General features: G+C 54.1%; 15 protein-coding genes and 1 pseudogene. 4 read left to right on the top strand and 12 right to left on the bottom strand.

Annotation, left to right across the window (positions count from 1 at the left end):
- Positions 1–23: 23 nt before the first annotated feature.
- The 5 genes from BLU05_RS20980 to BLU05_RS20960 are packed head-to-tail and all read right to left on the bottom strand — an operon-like array spanning position 24 to position 5,862.
- The gene (locus BLU05_RS20980) at positions 24–1,235 is read right to left on the bottom strand and encodes an acyl-CoA dehydrogenase family protein (protein ID WP_091884383.1); all 1,212 of its coding nucleotides are present in this window, start codon (positions 1,233–1,235) and stop codon (positions 24–26) included.
- Between the two features lie 25 nt (positions 1,236–1,260).
- On the bottom strand, positions 1,261–2,259 hold the full coding sequence (locus BLU05_RS20975; protein WP_091884381.1) for an ABC transporter permease: 999 nt from the start codon (positions 2,257–2,259) through the stop codon (positions 1,261–1,263).
- Position 2,260: 1 nt separating this feature from the next.
- Positions 2,261–3,283 carry an ABC transporter permease gene (locus tag BLU05_RS20970; RefSeq protein WP_091884378.1) on the bottom strand — a complete coding sequence of 341 codons (1,023 nt, stop codon included), beginning with the start codon at positions 3,281–3,283 and terminating at the stop codon, positions 2,261–2,263.
- Positions 3,273–4,820: a sugar ABC transporter ATP-binding protein gene (locus BLU05_RS20965; protein WP_091884375.1), complete on the bottom strand. Its 1,548-nt coding sequence runs from the start codon at positions 4,818–4,820 to the stop codon at positions 3,273–3,275. The genes BLU05_RS20970 and BLU05_RS20965 overlap by 11 nt, the downstream gene beginning before the upstream one ends.
- A 13-nt stretch (positions 4,821–4,833) precedes the next feature.
- The gene (locus BLU05_RS20960; protein WP_091884373.1) at positions 4,834–5,862 is read right to left on the bottom strand and encodes a sugar ABC transporter substrate-binding protein; all 1,029 of its coding nucleotides are present in this window, start codon (positions 5,860–5,862) and stop codon (positions 4,834–4,836) included.
- A gap of 376 nt (positions 5,863–6,238) precedes the next feature.
- Between BLU05_RS20960 and BLU05_RS20955 the strand changes: the two genes are divergently transcribed.
- The gene (locus BLU05_RS20955; protein WP_091884372.1) at positions 6,239–7,468 is read left to right on the top strand and encodes an SfnB family sulfur acquisition oxidoreductase; all 1,230 of its coding nucleotides are present in this window, start codon (positions 6,239–6,241) and stop codon (positions 7,466–7,468) included.
- A gap of 14 nt (positions 7,469–7,482) precedes the next feature.
- The gene (locus BLU05_RS20950) at positions 7,483–8,874 is read left to right on the top strand and encodes an LLM class flavin-dependent oxidoreductase (protein WP_091884370.1); all 1,392 of its coding nucleotides are present in this window, start codon (positions 7,483–7,485) and stop codon (positions 8,872–8,874) included.
- A 63-nt stretch (positions 8,875–8,937) separates the two neighbouring features.
- On the opposite strand, the gene BLU05_RS20945 is transcribed toward BLU05_RS20950, so the two are convergent.
- Positions 8,938–9,984, bottom strand: a complete 1,047-nt coding sequence (locus BLU05_RS20945) for a substrate-binding domain-containing protein (protein ID WP_091884367.1) — start codon at positions 9,982–9,984, stop codon at positions 8,938–8,940.
- A gap of 391 nt (positions 9,985–10,375) precedes the next feature.
- Here BLU05_RS20945 and BLU05_RS20940 point away from each other — a divergent pair, with 391 nt between their 5' ends.
- Both BLU05_RS20940 and BLU05_RS20935 read left to right on the top strand, forming a co-directional pair.
- Positions 10,376–11,854 carry a sugar ABC transporter ATP-binding protein gene (locus tag BLU05_RS20940; protein ID WP_091884365.1) on the top strand — a complete coding sequence of 493 codons (1,479 nt, stop codon included), beginning with the start codon at positions 10,376–10,378 and terminating at the stop codon, positions 11,852–11,854.
- The gene (locus BLU05_RS20935; RefSeq protein WP_091884362.1) at positions 11,851–12,909 is read left to right on the top strand and encodes an ABC transporter permease; all 1,059 of its coding nucleotides are present in this window, start codon (positions 11,851–11,853) and stop codon (positions 12,907–12,909) included. Before BLU05_RS20940 ends, BLU05_RS20935 begins: the two co-directional genes overlap by 4 nt.
- Before the next feature lie 219 nt (positions 12,910–13,128).
- On the opposite strand, the gene BLU05_RS20930 is transcribed toward BLU05_RS20935, so the two are convergent.
- The 6 genes and pseudogenes from BLU05_RS20930 to BLU05_RS20905 form a co-directional block, all read right to left on the bottom strand.
- A complete protein-coding gene (locus tag BLU05_RS20930) occupies positions 13,129–14,376 on the bottom strand; it encodes an SfnB family sulfur acquisition oxidoreductase (protein WP_091884360.1) in 1,248 nt (415 codons plus the stop codon).
- A gap of 24 nt (positions 14,377–14,400) precedes the next feature.
- Positions 14,401–15,195, bottom strand: coding sequence for an ABC transporter ATP-binding protein (locus BLU05_RS20925; protein WP_091884357.1), 795 nt, complete (start codon positions 15,193–15,195; stop codon positions 14,401–14,403).
- A gap of 78 nt (positions 15,196–15,273) precedes the next feature.
- Complete coding sequence (locus BLU05_RS20920) at positions 15,274–16,608, bottom strand: ABC transporter substrate-binding protein (protein WP_175540697.1); 1,335 nt, start codon at positions 16,606–16,608, stop codon at positions 15,274–15,276.
- Between the two features lie 124 nt (positions 16,609–16,732).
- Positions 16,733–17,746 (bottom strand): annotated as a pseudogene (locus tag BLU05_RS20915) (branched-chain amino acid ABC transporter permease); the annotation flags it as partial.
- A gap of 2 nt (positions 17,747–17,748) precedes the next feature.
- Complete coding sequence (locus BLU05_RS20910) at positions 17,749–18,645, bottom strand: branched-chain amino acid ABC transporter permease (protein ID WP_091884352.1); 897 nt, start codon at positions 18,643–18,645, stop codon at positions 17,749–17,751.
- The gene (locus tag BLU05_RS20905; protein ID WP_091884348.1) at positions 18,645–19,547 is read right to left on the bottom strand and encodes an ABC transporter ATP-binding protein; all 903 of its coding nucleotides are present in this window, start codon (positions 19,545–19,547) and stop codon (positions 18,645–18,647) included. Before BLU05_RS20905 ends, BLU05_RS20910 begins: the two co-directional genes overlap by 1 nt.
- Positions 19,548–19,659: the final 112 nt, after the last annotated feature.

Genomic DNA, 19,659 nt, shown 5'->3' with positions numbered 1-19,659 from the left:
CCTGCCTCGCGCTTATCTCTCGTTCAGCTGTAAAGGCTGACCAACGGTATCTCGCCGTTCAGCACGAAATTGCCAACCTCGCGCGCCTTGTAAAAAACCGGGTCGTGCAATGTGTGAGTACGAACATTGCGCCAGAAACGATCAAAGCCATAACGGGACGCGGTTGCACGGGCACCCATTAATTCAAAAATGCGCGCGGTGATTTCCAGCGCCACATGTGTTGCGTGCACCTTGGCATGGTAGGCTTCGATGGCGGCCTCACCTCGCTCCTGCTCCGTGACGAAATGGCCCTTTGCAAGAGCTGCCTGCACAGAGAGTGCCGCGTTTTCCGCGAGAGCAGCTGATGCCTTCAAGCTTGCGGAAAATTCGCCGAACCGTTCAAGAATATAGGGGTCATCGGCGGCACGACTGACACCCGATGTTTCCCACGGTTTTGTCGTCGTGCGCACATAGTCCAGCGCCTGCGCCAGAGCACCTTCAGCAGTACCAAGATAGAAATTGACAAAAACCAGCTGGATCAACGGTGTGTTGAATGTGGCAAGCGGTGATAATGGCGCTTCGGGCGCAGCAAGGGGTACAAGGAAATCCGCCTCCGTCACTGCATAATCACGAAACTCGACACTACCGCTATCAGACAGGCGCTGACCGATATTGTCCCAGTCGCCCCCGGGAAAATAACCTGGACGGTCTGTCGGTAGCACCAGACTGGCAATGTCGCCATCCAGCAGCGCAATCACGTTGATGCGGTCGGAAATATGAGCCGCCGTGCTGAATGTCTTGCGGCCGTTGAGACGATACCCTTCTGCCGCGCGGGTCAGCGTCAACCCCGCATCACGCGGATTAACCACCGCACCCCAATAGTGCCCCTTCTCGACAGTTTCGATCCCAAGCGCATGGGCTCTCGCCTCATCAGCGGCGATATAGGGTACATAGGCGTTGACGTAATGGTAGCCGAGCAATTGGCCGATGGAACTTTCGCCGCGCGAAATGATCCGCACCAGCCGCAATGCCTCCGCCCAACGGATGCCGCCGCCACCGATTTCTGTTGGGTGCAAAGCCGTGAGGAGTCCTGCTTTACGTAATGTGTCAATTTCGGCTTTGGGTACACCTGCCTCCCGATCACGCTTCGCCCCCGCTTTTGCAAGTTCTGCGGCAATGGCAATGGCTCGAGCGGCAAAATCGTCATAGGTCGCCGAAGCTGGGTGAATAAGTTTCAGAGATGAGCGGTCGGACATGAGACACCTTTGTCGAGAGGGAAAATCAATCGCCGCGCCCGCGCCGATTGAGAAAACTGGCGGCAAGCACGATAAAAATCAGCAAGCCGGTACCGACCTGCTGCCAATAGAAACTAAGGCCCGTCAGGAGCAAGCCATTAGCGACAATGCTGAGCAGCAGAACGCCAAGCATAGTGCCGGGTATGTTTGGGCGCCCCTCACGGCTGAGCGTGGTGCCGATAAAAGTCGCGCCAATGGCATTGAGCATGAACGCTCCACCTGAGTTGGGGATATAAACCGAGACGGTCGACGTTAGGATGATGCCGGCAATTGCCGCGATAAAGCCACTGATCACATAGACCAGTCCAATGTGCCCCGGCACTCTCAGTCCGGAATAGCGCGCTACACTCTGCTGCACACCGATTGCCAGAATCGCTCGGCCAAAGCGTGTGCGCAACAGGACGATTGATGTGATCACGATCAACAAACCAACGATGATCAGAGGCACCGGAATACCGAGAATATGACCATGACCAATAAAGAGGAACAGGGGCGAAATCCCGGTCTGCGGCAGATAGACCGGATTGCCACCATTGGTTAGCAATTGCTGGCTACTGCGGCCGATAAATAGCGTTCCAAGCGTCGCAAGAAATGGCGTTATTCCGACACCTGATATTAGCAACGCATTGAACAGCCCAACCAATGCGCCGCTGACAAGCGCAGCAAGGATGGCCAAACCCACGGGGTAACCGGCGAGCACCAACGAGACAAAAGCAAAGCTGGCAAAATCGACAGATGTTCCAACCGAAAGATCAATGCCACCGGCCGAGACGGCGAAGGTCATGGCGACGGCGACAATGGCGAGCAGCGTAAAATTATTGACGAGGATACTGGTCAGATTTGCTGATGTCAGAAATGTCGTCGTGGCGAACGAGAAGAAGGCAAAGACCCCGGCAAGCGCGGCGATGACCGCATAGCGCAGCAGGACCTGCCCAATGAACTGCGGAGTAAAGAGGCGGCGATCCGGATTTGCGAACACACTCATCTCACGCCACTCCTTTGCCACGCTGCAATGATGTCGCTGCCACGACCAGAAGTATGAGGATGCCCTGAATGCCACTCACGAGTGTGCTCGAAATATTGAGAAGCTGGAAGCCATTGGTCAGGAAGCCGACCAGCAAAGTGGATAACAGTGTACCGCCAATTGTTGGGACCAACCGCCGGGAAAATACGACACTCAGGAGCGCCGTCACCACAACAGGAAGCAGCATCTCCCCCGCACCCGTGGTTGAACCACTGAGGTAGGAAACGGACAATATTCCGGATAATCCGCCACATAATCCGCTGGCGATGTAACTGCTGGCAACGATGCGTTTGACCGGCAGTCCTGCCGCTCTTGCAGCTTCAGGAAAGGCACCAACCGCGTAGAGCCGCAACCCCAAGGGTGTGTACTGCACAATACCAGCCGCAATAATGGTGAAAATGATCAGCACATAGGCCAGGACAGGAATGTCAAACGGGCCATAGTTGGAAAGCACAGACAGAAAGTCCGACGCGGCCGAAACCACTGTATTCTGCGTCAGTACCAGCTCCAGCCCGGCCACGACATTCATGACTGCCAATGTTGCCAGCAGGGGGACGATACCAAAGATGACAATGGCAATGGCGTTGACGAGACCAATCAGACCGCCAGTCAACAGCGCACCGGCAATCGCCACGCCGTCGCCATGGCCGGTGGAAACCAGCGTTGCATAAACAGCCGCGCTCAAACCGAGATTGGCCGCAAGTGAGAGATCGATACCGCCCTTCACGACATTGGCGCCGCCGCCGATGATGACGATTGTCAGGCCAATAGCCAACACGCCGAGAATGGCCGACTGCCCCAACACATTGCCAATATTACCCAGTGTGAAGAAGAATGGTGCGGTGATCGAGAAGAAGATCAGTAGTGCAGCAAAGGCCAGTATCGAACCACCGTGCAAGGCAAACCCTGCGAGCCAGCGCGCAAAGCGCCGGGCACCGTCATTCCCTGAACTGAAGTCGGATAATGTATCAATATCAGCTGACATGGCGCTGTTCTCCATAGTGCTGGATCAATGCGCCCGTCGCCTCGGCAAGGACTTCATCGGGTGTCGCTTCCGATGACTGGAACTCACGAACAACAGCGCCCCGATAGAGAACAAGAATACGATCCGTTATCCCGATAAGTTCAGGAAGATCACTGGAGAGAATAAGGATTCCAGCACCGCGTTCGGCAAGTTTACCGATAAGGTTATAAATCTCGACCTTCGAACCAATATCGACACCAACAGTCGGCTCATCGAGGATATAGAGGGTCGATTTCCGGCTCAGCCACTTGGCGAGTGCCACCTTCTGCTGATTACCGCCACTTAAAGTGCGAGCGGGTGCAAAGCGGCCATTGGTCTTGATCGCCAGTTGCTCAATAAGCCTGTCCACTTCAGTATGTTCTTCATCTCTTTTGAGAAATCCAAATCCGGTGAAACGTTTCAAACTGGCAAGGGTAATGTTTTCCGCAACGCTCAGGCCGAGGGCCACACCATCACCCCGACGGTCTTCCGGTACCAACGCCAGACGTTTGGCCACTGCCGCAACAGGAGAGCGCGGTCGCCCCTTTTCGCCTTCGATTGTAATCTCGCCGGTATCGGCCGCTTCAAGCCCGAAGAGCACGCGCACGAGATCCTTGGCACCGGACCCGAGCAATCCTGTGAGACCGACAATCTCGCCTTGCCTGATATCCAAGGAGACGTTCTGAAATTTTCCAGCCTTGGAAAGCGCTTTGGCGGTCAGAACCGGCTCACCGATTGTCACGGATATCTTGGGGAACATTTCCTCAATGTCCCGCGCCACCATCAGTGAGGCAATTTTTGATGCCGGTGTGGCGCGCGGATCGATGGTGGCTACATCCTTGCCATTACGAAGGATCGTCGCGCGGTCACAAAGTGCTTCGATCTCGTTGAGATAGTGGGAGATATAGATAATCGTGATGCCGTCAGCACGCAGCCGCCGAATAAGATCAAACAGGATATCCGCCTCGCGCCGCACCAGTGCCGCAGTCGGTTCGTCAAAAACAAGGATGGATGGTTTATCCAGCAATGCTCGAGTGATCTGTACAATCTGCTTTTGTGCAGCGGTCAGTTCACTGATGAGCACATTGGCCGGAAGCTTCAGCTTGAAATACTTGTCGAGAATTTCCTCGGCTCGTTTGCGGATCGTCCGTCGATCGAGAAAGGGCAGCCCCGCCAAACGCGGCTCTCGCCCGAGAAACAGCGACTCGCCAACGGTAAAACTTGGCACCAGCAGACGATCCTGATGAATGAAGTGGATACCGAGCTTTTCCACCTCATGCGCTGATAAACGCCTATGACTGATGTCGTTGATTTCGATGGAGCCTTCATCCGGTTGATAGAGACCCGCGAGGATCTTGATCAGGGTGGATTTTCCTGCACCATTCTGGCCGATTAACCCATGGACAGTGCCACGCTCGACCTCAAGCGTAGCACCCGACAGCGCCTCGACGCCGCCGAAGCGCTTGACCAATCCACGCAATCTCAGGGCATATTTGCCGTTGTCCGCTACCGGGCTCATTCATCAACCGCCATCAACCGAGACGCAGGGTCTTGGTGACTTCCTCGATATTCTTCTTGTTGGCGATGAGGGCGGGAACGTAGGTCTCACGCGGTAATTTCTGCCCGGCGAGGTAGCGCGCCACATTGCGGATAGCCGTACGGCCGATCTCTTCCGGTTGCTGTGCTGCATTGCCTGCTGCCGGTGAATTCGGATCGCGAACCAGTTGCAAAACTTCCGGGCTGCCATCGACACCATAGGTGCTGATTTCCGTGCGGCCTGCAGCGACCAAAGCCTGTGTAGCGCCTAACTGGGGAATGTCCCAAGCAGACCAGATCGCCTTGATCGACCCCTTTTCCGGATATTTGTTGAGGATCGCCGTGATCTGACTGAACGCATCCTGGACGGTGTTCGGGATGACATCCCGTAGCTCCGGTTCGATGATTTTTACATCGGGATAATATTTGATCACAGCTTTCAACTGGTCATAACGGATAGCGCAGGGCACAACGCCGTAGAAGCCGTTAAACACCACAATATTTCCAGCGCCACCAATATCAGACACCAATTGCAGAGCAAGGTCGGAACCAATGCGCCAGTTGTCCGATGTAGTGTTGTTGAGTGAATTGGGCGTGCCAACGTCGATGGTAAAGACCGGTATCTTGGCATCCTTCGCGCGCTTCAACCACGGATCCACGACGGTCAGCGTTCCCAGCAACTGCACCAGCGCATCGGGTCGCTGTGCGATCAGCGTCTGCAACTGCGAGACAAGCTTGGTATCGTTGCGCTGCGCATCAACGGCAATGGGCTCACCACCCAGCTTCTTCACTTCATCGATCTGGGCATTATAGGCCGTCAGGTCAAAATGATGATCCGTACCGGTAGCGCTGATGGCAATACGCTTGCCTTTGAGCGAAGGTATCTCTTCTTCGGCGGCGGCTGCGCCGCTGCTTGTGCCAAGCAATCCGGCATTGGCAACAGCGAGCGTCGCACCAGCGGCCAGACCAGCCTTGAGTAGGTTACGACGGCCGATCGCCAGTGCGGAATCTTTTATCTCGCTCATTACTGTCTCCTGATACCCATTTTGGCCCAGCTCGATAAATGGCCGGCATTGTCAATCTGGCTATCAGGGTAGTTACTCTACTCGTTTAATCGAGATTAAACTTTTCCCGCTTGGCTGGCGTCAGGAAAAACGGTCCTCATTTTGACGCTGGAGTCACATCGATATTCCGGATCAGCCTCTATTTAAGGCGTATGACAGCGCCCACATGCTTGGTATTGGAAATTGCTTTTGCCCGCCCGCGTTCATGATCTCCAACGCGTTTTGCGTGATTGTCCCAATTTATAGAAATTCGTTTCTTCCAACTTTACCCCGTACAAAGAAAACTCTGCACCAGCGACAGCACGCTCATTGCCCACAAGCACCAGAGAAGAATCCGATGACGAGTATACCGCTTCAACGCTTCAACCTAAGCGATGCATCCGCCGTCGGAGCACATCGTGTTGCCGGTGATCAGGAAGCGTTGGAGACCGCAAAACGGTTGGCTGCGGAATTCGCCAAGGGAGCGGCCGAGCGCGACCGTCAAAGGCAGCTTCCCCATCAAGAGCTGGAAACTCTCTCACGATCCGGTCTGCTCGCCATCACTGTTCCAAAAGAGTTTGGCGGTATTGATGTTAATACTGCGACGCTGGCGGAAGTGACGGCAATTCTCTCCGAAGCTGATCCTTCTATCGGGCAGATACCCCAGAACCATTTCTACATTCTCGAAGCCTTGCGCGTGGATGGCACACGGGAACAGCAAGCCTTCTTCTTCGACCGTGTGCTACAAGGCGACCGGTTCGGCAACGCCCTGTCAGAGAAGGGTACAAAGACCGTCGCGCATTATAATACCCGCATCGTACCGGATGGTTCGCGATACCGCATCAATGGGCAAAAATTCTATTCGACTGGCGTACTCTTTGCGCATTGGGTGGTTATCTTTGCCACTGATCCGCAGGATCAGATCACCATGTCGTTTGTGCCGCGCGATACACCCGGCCTTACCCTTGTCGATGACTGGGCCGGTTTCGGCCAGCGCACCACCGGCAGCGGCACGACCATCATTAAAGATGTGATTGTGGATGCAGGTGCTGTTGTCCAGCACCATAAAGGCTTCGAACGGCCATCAACCATCGGATCAGTCGGCCAGATCATCCATGCAGGTGTTGATCTCGGCATTGCCCGTGCTGCCTTGCAAGAAACCATTGATTTCGTCCGCACCAAATCCCGCCCATGGATGGACAGCGGCGTCGAGCGCGCCTCCGAAGACCCGCACACCATTGCGCGGGTTGGCGATCTCGCTATCCGTATTGACGCGGCGACCGCCCTGCTCGCCCGTTCCGGCGATCTTGTCGACAAGGCTAGAGCCAATCCAAGCGAAGAGAATGTTGTCGCCGCCTCCGTTGCGGTTGCTGGGGCGAAGGTTCTAACAACAGAGGTAGCAATACAGGCGACCAACCTCCTGTTTGAACTGGCAGGCACAAGTTCCACCCAGTCGGATCTCAACCTCGATCGCCATTGGCGTAACGCCCGTACCCACACCCTGCATGATCCCATTCGATGGAAATATCATGTGGTCGGCAATTACCTTTTGAACGACGTGGTGCCTCCCCGCCACGGCGCCCTTTGACCGGAGTTTCCCCTATGACCCGTGAAATTCGTCTCAACGCTTTCGACATGAACTGCGTGGGCCATCAGTCACCCGGCCTTTGGCGTCATCCGCGCGACCAGGCATGGACCTATAAGGACCTGGACTACTGGGTGAATCTTGCAAAAACGCTGGAGCGCGGCAAGTTTGATGGCCTGTTCATTGCTGACGTGCTCGGCATTTATGACGTTCTCAATGGCAGTAAGGACGCCGCCATTCGCCATTCGGCGCAGGTGCCGGTCAATGATCCCCTGCAACTGATCCCAGCTATGGCCTATGCCACGGAACATCTCGGCTTTGGCCTCACTGCCTCGCTATCCTTCGAACACCCCTATACCTTTGCACGTCGCCTTTCGACGCTTGATCATCTGACAAAAGGCCGAGCAGGCTGGAACATCGTCACCTCTTATCTTGAAAGCGGCGCACGCAATGTGGGGCAGAGCACTCAGGCCAGACATGATGACCGCTATGATGTAGCGGAGGAATATCTTGCAGTTTGCTACAAGCTCTGGGAAGGCAGTTGGGAAGATGGTGCAGTTTTACGCGACCGTGAAACCGGTATTTTCACCGATCCTGCGAAAGTTCACGAGATACGTCACGAAGGCAAGTACTTCAACGTTCCCGGCATTCATCTGTGCGAACCCTCGCCGCAGCGCACGCCAGTACTCTATCAGGCAGGTGCATCCAAACGAGGCAAAGATTTTGCAGGGCAGAATGCGGAGTGCGTTTTCGTTGCGGCCCCCTCGAAATCTGTTCTCAAAAAATACGTCGCCAATGTCCGCCAGGCTGCTGAGGAAGCAGGACGCAATCCGCGCGAAATCCTGACGTTCAATCTGCAGACTGTCATCCTGGGCGAAACCGATGCGCAGGCAAAAGCCAAGTTCGATGAGTATCGGAAGTACGTATCGTATGAAGGTGCATTGACCCTTATCTCCGGCTGGACGGGTATTGATTTCGGACAGTTCGCACCGGACGAAATATTGCGTCACCGCTATACGGATGCTGTGCAGTCAGCTGTTGAGACATTTACAACTGTTGATCCGAACAAATCATGGACCGTGCGCGAGATGGCCGACTGGGTCGGGATTGGCGGTTTCGGTCCGGTCTTTGTTGGTTCGCCTTCAACCGTCGCGGACCTTTTGCAGGAATGGATCGAAGATACTGATGTCGATGGTTTCAATCTTGCCTATGCGGTGACACCGGAGACCTTTGAGGACGTGGTCAATCTGCTTGTACCGGAGTTGCAAAAGCGCGGTGTCTATAAGACCGATTATCGTTCGGGCACATTGCGTGAAAAACTGTTCGGCGCCGGCCCGCGTCTGCAAGCACCTCATCCAGCTGCCAATTACCGGCACCTCCGCGTTCCGGGATCTAAAGTAGCCGCATAGCCAAGCGGAACATTGGCCCCAAGAGTTTTACTTGGGGCCAATCGCCATCTCAAACTGAGCCGCCTAATATAATTTGGCGGGAATCCAATCTGCCGTCACCGCATCGCTCGTACTGAAGGATGGTAGCTTCGAAGCCAAATCCTCAATTGTTTTGACTCCTGCCTCACGCAATGCTGTTTGGGTCAGGAGTGCGGGTTTGACGACAATCTGCCGTGGGACAACGGAACCGGCGACCTTCAGAGCAATCGCGCGGATCGAGACGGCTCCAACAACAGCCGGATTGGTTGCGGCCGTTGCGACCCAGGGGCTGCCATCCTCTGTAATTTCCTGTATATCAGCCGTCGACACGTCGGCGGAGTAAATCTTCACTCTGTCCGCGATACCAAGATCACGAGCAGCGAGTTTCACACCGCGGGCGAACTCATCGTAAGGCGCGAAAACGACCGTGATCTTGGGGTTGGCAGCCAATGCTGCCTTGGCCTGATCGGACGTGCTCGTTGCTGTGGTATCGCTCACAATACCAAAGCGGGCCTTTTCGACAACATCCGGATTTTTTGATTTAAACGTCTCCCATGTTTCATTGCGTCGATCAAGCGGAGCAAAACCAGCAACGTAGGCATATCCGGCCTGGAAGCTGCTGCCATTGTCCTTGACAGCCTGTTCAAGCGCAAGACGTGCCAATTCGTGATCACTCTGCTCCACCTGCGGTATTTCGGGATTGTTGAGATTTACATCAAAAGCAACCACTTTGATCCCGGCATCAATAGCCTGTTGAACAATGTCACCGATAGATTCTGGCAGACCGTGATCAATGACAATTCCCTTCACACCAAGATTGATGGCTTGTTGAATTTGCTCCCGTTGCTCTGCGGCGTTCTGTCTGCCGGGAAACACGCGAAGATCAATTCCGAGTTGTTTTGCCTGCGCCTGGGCACCGGCCTGATAGGATTGAAAAAAATCGCCAGCCGAAATGTAGGAGATTAATGCGATTTGCACGCCACCTTTGTCAAAAGGCGAAGGCGCTCCTTCAATACCTGCTGCTACGGCACTGCCCAGAAGGCCAAATGATATCGCACCTGCCACTATTCCAAGACGATTCAGATGCTGCATGATTCCGTTCCTTCAAGACAGACATTGATCAGGGCGGCGGAAAACGCTGTCCCATGTTTCCTCGCATCACCAAGATATCGACTGTGGTGTTCCTGTATAATCATGCAGTTCCAATTTTGAGGCACCGTCGGAAAACGTTGTTCTTTGATGGAGTATTATTGGAATGAAATGCCCCGTGCCGATTGCACATGAAGGTGTGCTGATGTGGCTTTCATAGGTTCTTGGCTGAGTGTGCTGTTTGAACGCAGCGCTCCGGTATAATCTTGCATCGTCATCCGAATATTTGAAATCTGGTTCTTCGATCCGCGCTATCCGACGGCCCTTGCATGTGACACATTCCAGCAGTGTTTTGGAGAATGACTTTCGTGTCGTCAGATGGATACTAAAGCCTATGCCACTGTTGGAGATTGACAAACTTTCGCGTTCTTTCGGTTCCACGCGCGCTTTGATTGATGTTGATCTTCAAATTCATGAAGGTGAAATTGTCACCCTGATGGGTGCAAACGGTGCCGGCAAATCCACACTTGTCAAGATATTGTCAGGCGTGTTTCCGGCTGATGAGGGGGCTATCCGCTTTAGGGGCGTAGCGTTTGCACCGCAATCACCAGCAGAAGCAGTGCATGCAGGTATCGCAACCGTTCACCAATCATTGGATAGTGTCGGAGCCCCTGGGCTGACAGTTGCCGATATCCTGCTCCTTAATCAATATGCCAATCGTTCCCATCCCTTCTTCCTGAGCAGATCCGGGGTAAGACGCCGTGCCCATGCTATTCTTGACGCGGTCGGGTTCGACCTGCCACTCAATCGCGACTTTGCCGAACTTTCTACTGCCGATCGCCAACTTGTGGCTATCGCCCGGGCACTTTCCAATAACGCCTCGCTTCTGATTCTTGATGAGCCAACTTCTAGTCTCTCAGGAAGGGAAGCAAAACGGCTTTACGACATCCTTCTACGGATCAAGGCCAAAGGCCTGTCTATCCTTTATATTTCACACCGGCTTGCCGATTTGGAGGCGTTGGCAGATCGTGCCGTAGTCATGCGCAGTGGCGGGATTGCGGGCATCTTCGAACGACCCATCGCTTTCAACAGCGCTATCGAAACGATGATTGGCCGCAAACTTTCCGCAGCGCGAGTTGATGAGCGCGAAGCACGGGGCGCGCCCATTCTTACAATGCTCAATGCCCAGCTTTTATCGGAGACTGAACCATTCGACCTGTTGGTGCACAAGGGAGAGGTCGTTGCTATTACCGGAGTTCTTGGGGCGGGTAAGAGCAGGCTTCTATCAACTATTTTTGGACTCCATCCGCTTGCACGCGGCCAGATGTTGCTCAATGGTGAACGCTACGCACCGACGAGTCCAGGCAGCGCCCTTGCCTCTGGTGTTGCTATGGCTGGTGAAGATCGCCATCGCTCATCGCTGATACCTACCGATTGGCCAGGCAGTACGCTCGCTCACACGATCAGTTTGCCACATCTGGCGAAATGGTACCCTTCCGGTTTTCTTTTGGGCAAGCGCGAGCAACGGGAAGCTGAAAGTGCGATCATCCGTCTGGGTATAAAGGCATCCGGACCGTTTGCACCAATTTACACCCTTTCGGGAGGCAACCAGCAAAAAGCCGTATTAGCCCGCTGGGAGGCGGAACAGGGCAAATTGCTGTTACTCGATGAGCCTTTTCAAGGCGTGGATATCGGCGCACGAAACGACATTATAAGAGCAATCCGCAGCAGAACAGATCGGGCAATCCTGATCGCAACATCCGATCCCGAAGAAGCTTTTGAAGTCGCCGACCGTGTCCTTTTTATTGAACGGCACAGCCTGAAATCATCGCTTGATGCTGATTATAGCACTCTGGAGAAGTTAACGTCATGACGGGTCTCAACCAGAAAACGGACCTTCTTTCGTCCGATAGTGATGATGCACGTGCGCAGAAAGGGTCCTTCGCAAGAAGGCTATCACGCGCGACCCAAAAGGGAGCAATCTTTATCCTGCTTACGGTCCTGATCGTGGGATTTGCTATCGCACAGCCCGCCTTTATCAATGTCCTCAATTTGATGAGTATTCTGCAGGCGGTATCGGTAGTCGCAATTCTCGGCGCGGGTGTCACAATCACGCTTGCTGTCGGCGGTTTTGACCTATCCATTGGTGCTGTTGCAGCATCAAGTGTCATGATGGCAAGCTACTCTATGATCGTCTGGGGATTCGGTGTCTATGCGACGTTGCCGATCGTACTGGCCTTCGGTGCTACAGTGGGCATCGCCAATGCTTTGCTCATCGTGAAGCTGCGTGTCCCTGATCTCCTGGCAACTTTGGCGATGATGTTTCTGCTGACCGGCTTGCAACTCATTCCAACAGCAGGGCGTTCCATTTCGTCCGGACTGATCTTGCCAAATGGGATGACATCAACGGGCACTTACGATCCCCATTTCTTATTGATCGGACGATACAGTCTTTATGGCATTGTCCCCATCCCGGTCATCATCATGATCATCGCTGCAATCGTGCTTTTCGTTTTCACGGAAAACACGCGTGTTGGAAGACTACTTTTCGCGACGGGTGGCAACGAACTGGCTACACGATTAGCCGGCGCCTCCACGGCTCGTCTCAAGACTATCGCCTATATTATCTCGGGCACGCTTGCCTCGCTTGGTGGCATTATAATCGCCGCTCGTGTGGGGCGTGGTGATGTATCATCTGGTGGATCTCTTTTGATGGATTCGGTCGCAGCAGCTCTGATCGGCTTCGCTGTACTCGGTCTGCGCCGTCCCAATGTTTTTGGTACCGTTGTCGGTGCGATTTTCGTGGGGGTGCTGCTGAACGGACTGACCATGCTCAACATCCCCTATTACACTCAGGATTTTGTTAAAGGAGCGGTGCTCGTTGGAGCTTTAGCGCTGACTTACGGACTTGGTCGAAGCGCGTATTGATCTCATCAGCACAGACTTCCCTTTTGCACACCTGGCGATTCAGGTACTGGCCTGTTCACTCGACTGGACGACAGTAATTAAGGGTAACTTATGTGGCAGCAACTTCATGGTCTAATATCTTGATCTATGGCACACCAATACCAGTTGGCATTGGTGTGCCACAAAGAAACTCAGGAGTGGTCCCACGGCATGATCAGGCAGGTTTAGGCCTGACTTCGATCAACTCCAGGCGTGGAGCGGCGGTTTCTCGCCATTGAGGAAATACTTGCCTAAAATCGCGTACTTCCAACGAACCGGATCGTGCAATGTGTGAGTACGCGCATTGCGCCAGTGTCTGTCCAGATTGTGTTCAGCAAGCGTGGAGCGGGTTCCCGCCAGTTCGAAGAGTTTGTTGGTGGCAGCAATGGCAATTTCCGTGGATAGAATTTTCGCTTCTGCCGTGACAATCTGAGCCTCCGCGACAGTCTCAGCGCTTGGAGTGGCAACGGCGCGATCTATGGCATAGCCCGCCTTCTCCAGAAGGGCCTGGGCCGCATGCAAGCGCAAGGTAAGATCACCGATTGCCTGAATCGTGTATGGATCGTCCCATGCGTTCTCAATACCACTGTCGACCCAGGCACGGCTTTTCGTGCGCACGAAATTGACCGTTTCATCAATAGCCGCCTGCGCAATGCCTGTATCAACGGCTACTTGAATGATCTGGAAAACAGCACCGTCCGGCGTCGGTGTCTCATATCCTTTATAGCCCGGCACAAGGTGCGTCTTAGGCACTTTGACATTGTTGAGGATGACTGTCCCGGAAAGCGTCGTACGTTGGCCAAAACTCGTCCAGTCATCAACAACACTCAAACCGGGCGCACCGCGCTCGGCAATGGCGTACCAGGCGCGTCCCAGATCATCGAGCGCCACGATCGGCACAAGATGAGCAAGCAACGCGCCGGAGGAGTAGAACTTCTGGCCATTGACGAGAACATGGTCCCCATGATCGGTAAAACGGGTCTCGAAATCGGCCGCACGTTTTGATCCAAACTCCGAAAAGGCATTGCCGAAACGCGTCCCTTTGAGCACTTCCGCGAACAGGAGCTTTTGCTGTTCTTCATCCGACACAGTACGAATTGCAGCAACAACGCCAAGATGGTTCTGCGCGATCTGGCCTATAGAGGAGTCGGCAGCCGAGATAATTTCGATTACCTTTGCCAGTGTTGCATAGGAAACCTCAGGACCACCGTATTTCTTGGGGACATTAATCGACCAGAGCCCGCTTTGGGAAAATGCGTCAAGCTCGACAATCGGCCATATCCGTTCGCGGTCCCGCTGTGCTGATCCCGTCACGAATGTTTCCGCCAAGGTCTTTGCAATGGCAATCGCCTCCGCATCGCTGCTGATGACGTGAGCAGGTTCGGCCGGTCGAGGGAACGGCGGGACCGCCTCAGATGCATTGTCGATATTCACTTTGGAAATGGTCATTGTGGTATCTCCTCATTAAGGGATTCAGGTTCCAACTACGGTCAATGAATGATTTGGTGCGGAAGGCACGGTCTTTTGCCCGAGGTAAAAGCTTGTCACATCGCTACCGTCGCGGAGCTCCTCAGCAGAACCACTCAAAACGGTAGTCCCGTTTTCAAGGATTACGGCCCGATGCGCATATTTGAGAGCAACCGTGGAATTCTGCTCTGCGATGAGGATCGCAAGCCCGGTATCGCGATTGAGCTTGCGCAGATTTTCGAAAATGTCCCTGACAACAAGCGGTGCAAGGCCCATCGACGGCTCATCAAGCACGAGCAGCCGTGGCCGCGACATCAATGCCCTGCCGATGGCGGTCATTTGCTGCTCTCCGCCCGAAGTCAGCCCGGCCAGTGTCCGCCGTTTTTCTTTGAGGCGTGGAAACTGGACATAGATATTTTCCAGATCGCTGGAAATTTCCGATCGGCCTGCGCTGCGGCCAATCCCGCCTGTGATGAGATTTTCCTCTACAGTCAGATTGCGGAAACAATGGCGCCCCTCCAGTACCTGTACCAAACCTGATCGAACGAGATCAGCAGGCGCTCTGGTGGTAACGTCCCTCCCGCCAAAGCGGATGGAACCGGCGGTAATCTGGCCCCGCTCTGCCAGGAGTAGATTTGATATTGCCTTGAGCGTCGTCGTTTTGCCAGCACCATTGGCTCCCAGCAACGCAACGATTTCGCCCTGCCCGACAGTGAGGCTCACACCCTGCAATGCGGTGATGGCATGGTTATAAATAGCACTCACGCCATCCACCAAAAGCAACAGATCTTTGTCAGCCATGGGATCGCCTCCGTTTGGGCAGAACGCTGATTGCCGGACCCGGACGGTGGTTGAATGCCATCGTCCGGGACTGTGGTTTCAGTTGGTTGCGGTTATCGCATCTTCAGATGTGCGCAACTTGATGCCTTTTTCCCTGGCATAGGCTTCGGCTGACTTCTCGATAATCGGCCGGAGCAGCGCCCAATCCGGGGCAATCCAGTCCGAGACAACGTTCCACTTCTTGCCATCCCATTGCTGGAAGGTGACGTAGCCATTGCCCTCATGGTTGTCCCAGGTCACGTTGATTGAATGGAACAAGCCCTTGGCTCCCAATGCTTCAACGCGGGCAGTATCGAGTTGCAGATGTTCGAAGCCCCAGCGGACCTCATCACCGGTCAGCGTCCGTTTGCCGAATTTTTCCTGCGCGATGCGGATAGCCTCAACGTTGAGGATGCCGTTGACGATACCAAGATTATGATAGACGGAACCAATGCGGCTTTTGTCTTCCAGATTGCCCTTGCCATTATCATAGAGTGTCTTGATGATTTCCTTGACCACGGGATATTCAGCACCGGACGCCTGCGTGGTGATGGCGGTATAACCCTTTGCCGCATCACCAGCTGGGATGGCATCCTCTTCCGAATTGGACCAGACATTCCCAACGATGTGGTCAACAGGGAAACCGACCTTGGCTGCGCTTTTCAGAGCGACCGGGTTCATCACACCCCAGCCACGCAGGACGACGTAATCCGGCTTCGCCCGGCGGATTGTCAGCCATTGCGCCTGCTGTTCGTTACCCGGATGTGGAACTTCAATCTGCTGCAGTTCAAAGCCATACTTCTTGGCGAGAAGCTCGTAGATCGGAATCGTTTCCTTGCCGTAAGGCGATCCATGGTAGAGCACAACGATCTTCTTGCCCTTGAGGCTTTCCAGCCCGCCTTCCTTGGAAGCGATGTAGTTTACGATACCCGATGTTTCGCTATAGGGATTGAGCAGCAGCGGAAAAACATAAGGAAATACGCGTCCATCCGTTGAATCGGTACGGCCATGATTAATGGTGATCAAGGGCACTTTGTCCTGAGTAATCCGGTCGATCATTGCGTAAGCTATACCGACGGACAGCGGGTTCCACGCGGCAACACCGGGGGTGCTTTTCAGGCGCTCATAAACCTCGACACCACGCTCCACCTCATACTGTGTCTCGCCTTCTGACCACGTAAGCTTGACACCATTGACGCCGCCATCGCGTGTATTGATCAAATTGAGATAGTCGATGAAACCACCGAAGAAGCCGGTCCCGCCAGCGGCGTAAGGTCCAACACGGTAACTTTGCAGTGGAAAATACTGCTCGTCCGCATGGGCTGCAGGAACAGCGACTGACAGGACAAGGGTCGCCGCGACCACGGCTAGTTTCAGTTTGTTGAATATGCGCATTTCTGGATACACTCCTCTTGTTGACCGGTGAGATTCCGGTCGAATATTGATTGCAGGCGAAGGTTTCATTGCAGGGCCAAATGGCTTCCCGGATACACCAGCGCTTGTTCAAGCGGGCGATCGTTCGTTTTCGAATTCTGTCCCAGAGCGCTACTAAACCGTCCGGCTCCAGAATGAGAAACAGGATGATCAGAACGCCCAGAACAATACGCTGGCTCATTTCCAGCACACCGGAATTGAACAGGTCTCCAAACAGAAAGGAGCCGAGCCGAGACAGGATCAGCGGTGAGACAACGAGCAGGGCCGCCCCGAAAAATGCACCACGAATGGATGCGAGCCCACCAATGATAATGATGAAGAGAATCTGGAATGATCGATCAAGATTGAAACCCGCCGGCTCCACCGTTCTCAAATACGTGAAAGCCCAGAGCACCCCTGCAATGCCAATAATGAACGACGAAATCGCAAAGGCCACGAGTTTCGTTTTCAGCACTGGTACGCCGATAATCCGTGCAGCCGTTTCATTATCGCGCACCGCGATGAAATTTCGCCCTGTCTGCGATGAGACCAGCCTGTAAGCAAAGAACGTCAGAAGCGTCACAACTGTCAGAGAAAAAAGATAGCGACCAACTGCACCGGTGAATGCCACACCTGCTACGGAAAGCTGCGGCGCATCAATGACCCCCGAACCGGAATTGTTAGAGAACCAACCGAATTTGGTCAGCGCCCATTGAACGAAAAACTGTGCAGCCAATGTCGAAACCGCCAGATAGAAACCCTTGAGACGAAGGCTCGGCAAGCCGAAGACAATGCCGATGCCTGCGGCCACAAAGCCGGAAAGAAGGATGCTGCCAATCAGCGGCAAGCCCTCGACGCGAAGATTGAAATTATACGCCGCAAAGGCACCCACAGCCAGAAAAGCTGCACTGCCAAGCGACACCTGCCCGGCATATCCGGTCAGAATATTGAGTCCTACTCCAGCCAGACTGAGCGCAAGAAAGGGCAAAAGAATTGCCTCAAACAGATAGTTTGTGCCGATGATGGGAACAACGAGATAGGCAAAGCCCAACACGAGAGGAGGGTAAAGCCAATGCGGAATGCGTAAAGGAAATGATACTTCGAGGGTGGCAAAGGTCATGGTTAAACCCTTTCCACCAGCTTTTGCCCGAAAATTCCGGAAGGGCGTATCAAAAGAAAAGCCAGAGCGACCACATAGGCGAACCAGCTTTCGATACCACCGCCGAAATATTCGCCGATATAGACCTCCGCGAGCTTCTCTGTTGCCCCAATGAGAAGCCCGCCGACAATAGCTCCGGGGATGGAGTCAAACCCACCAAGGACGAGTACCGGGAGCGCCTTCAGAACGACCAGCGATAGCGAGAACTGCACCCCCAGCCGCGCGCCCCACAGCAGTCCAGCGACAAGCGCGACGAGACCGGCAACAGCCCAAACGGTTGCCCATATCCGTGGCAAACGCAGTCCGACGGCAAGGGCCGCAAACTGATCGTCAGCAACCGCGCGGAATGCAAGACCGACACGGGTGTAGCGGAAGAAAATCGACAAGAATAGCACCAGCACAGCGGCAACCGCTGCTGCAAAGAAATCGAACTGGCTGATGAGAATGCCGCCCACTTCAAAAGGAACATCGTCAATGCCAAGGTCAAGACCATGGACCTGTGTGCCCCATAACAACTGTGCCGCACCTTCGAGAATGTAGGACAGACCCAATGTTGCCATGAATAAAGTCATGGGCGGCCTGTTGGTTAAAGGTCTGAGCACAACGCGCTCGATAGCAATACCGATGGCGACCATCACGGCAAAAGTCATGACCAGTGCCAGAGCGAATGGCACGCCTCGTTCAACCAGACTGACAAAGGTCAAAGCAGCAAAGAGCAACATCGCGCCCTGCGCAAAATTCAAGACGCCCGACGTCTTGTAGATCAGCACAAAGCCAATCGCGACAAGCGAGTACATGACGCCTGAAAGCAAACCTCCGATCAGAACTTCAAGAAAGAATTGCCAGTCGAACCCGGACATCAGATTCCCTCGCCATCAATGTTCTCGGCTGCAATGCCGAGATAAGCGTCAATCACCCTTTGATCAGAACGGATTTCCTCGGGCGTTCCATCAGCGATCTTCCGGCCATAATCAAGGACAGCGATATGGTCAGAAAGTTCCATGACGACGCCGATATCGTGTTCGATAAGAACAATAGTCGTGCCGTACTCCCGGTTGGCAGCATGAACAAACTCCGTCATCTCGGCTTTTTCAGGTGTCGTCATCCCCGCCATCGGTTCATCAAGCAAAAGGATCGCCGGTTCGGCCACAAGCGCACGGGCCAGCTCAACGCGCTTCTGCAAGCCATAGGGCAAAGTACCTGCGAGACGTTGGCTGACGTGGGTCAGATTGAGGAATTCCAGAATGCTGGTGGCACGGCCATACGCATCTGCCTCTTCGCTTCGTGACCGGCCAATGCCAAACACCTGTCCAAGAAACGTCGACCTGACTTTATATGCCCGGCCCGAGACAACGTTGTCGATTACGCTCAAACCTTTGAACAAAGCCAGGTTCTGGAATGTTCTGGCAATTCCCAGATGAGCCAGTTTTTGCGAGGGCACACCGGCGAAACGATTAGCGCCGATCCTGACACAGCCCCGATCCGGTTTGTAAACACCACTGACAATATTAATGAGTGAGCTTTTGCCGGCACCATTGGGTCCAATGATTGCTGTTATTTCTCTTTGGCGCACAACCAGATCGATATTCTCCAGAGCGACCACACCACCAAAGGACAGACCCACGCCTTCAAGCTCGAGAGCAATGTTATCAGCTGCATTTAGGCCTTTACCTAGGCCGCACAATTCCCGGCCCTCTGCCGCGATATCGGCAGGGAAGTACGTGGTGGCTGGCCCTCCCAGTACGCGGTTCATCGAATTCATCAGGCTTCTCCGGCAATATCCCACTCGACAGAACGGCAGGTATGCAATCTCATTCGCAGACCAGATCAAGCCGATCCGCGTTTCAGGTCCGTTAGAGACCAATCAGGTGTTG

This window comes from Phyllobacterium sp. OV277 (assembly GCF_900104355.1).
GTDB lineage: Bacteria > Pseudomonadota > Alphaproteobacteria > Rhizobiales > Rhizobiaceae > Phyllobacterium.
This window is presented reverse-complemented; position numbering and strand designations above follow the sequence as displayed.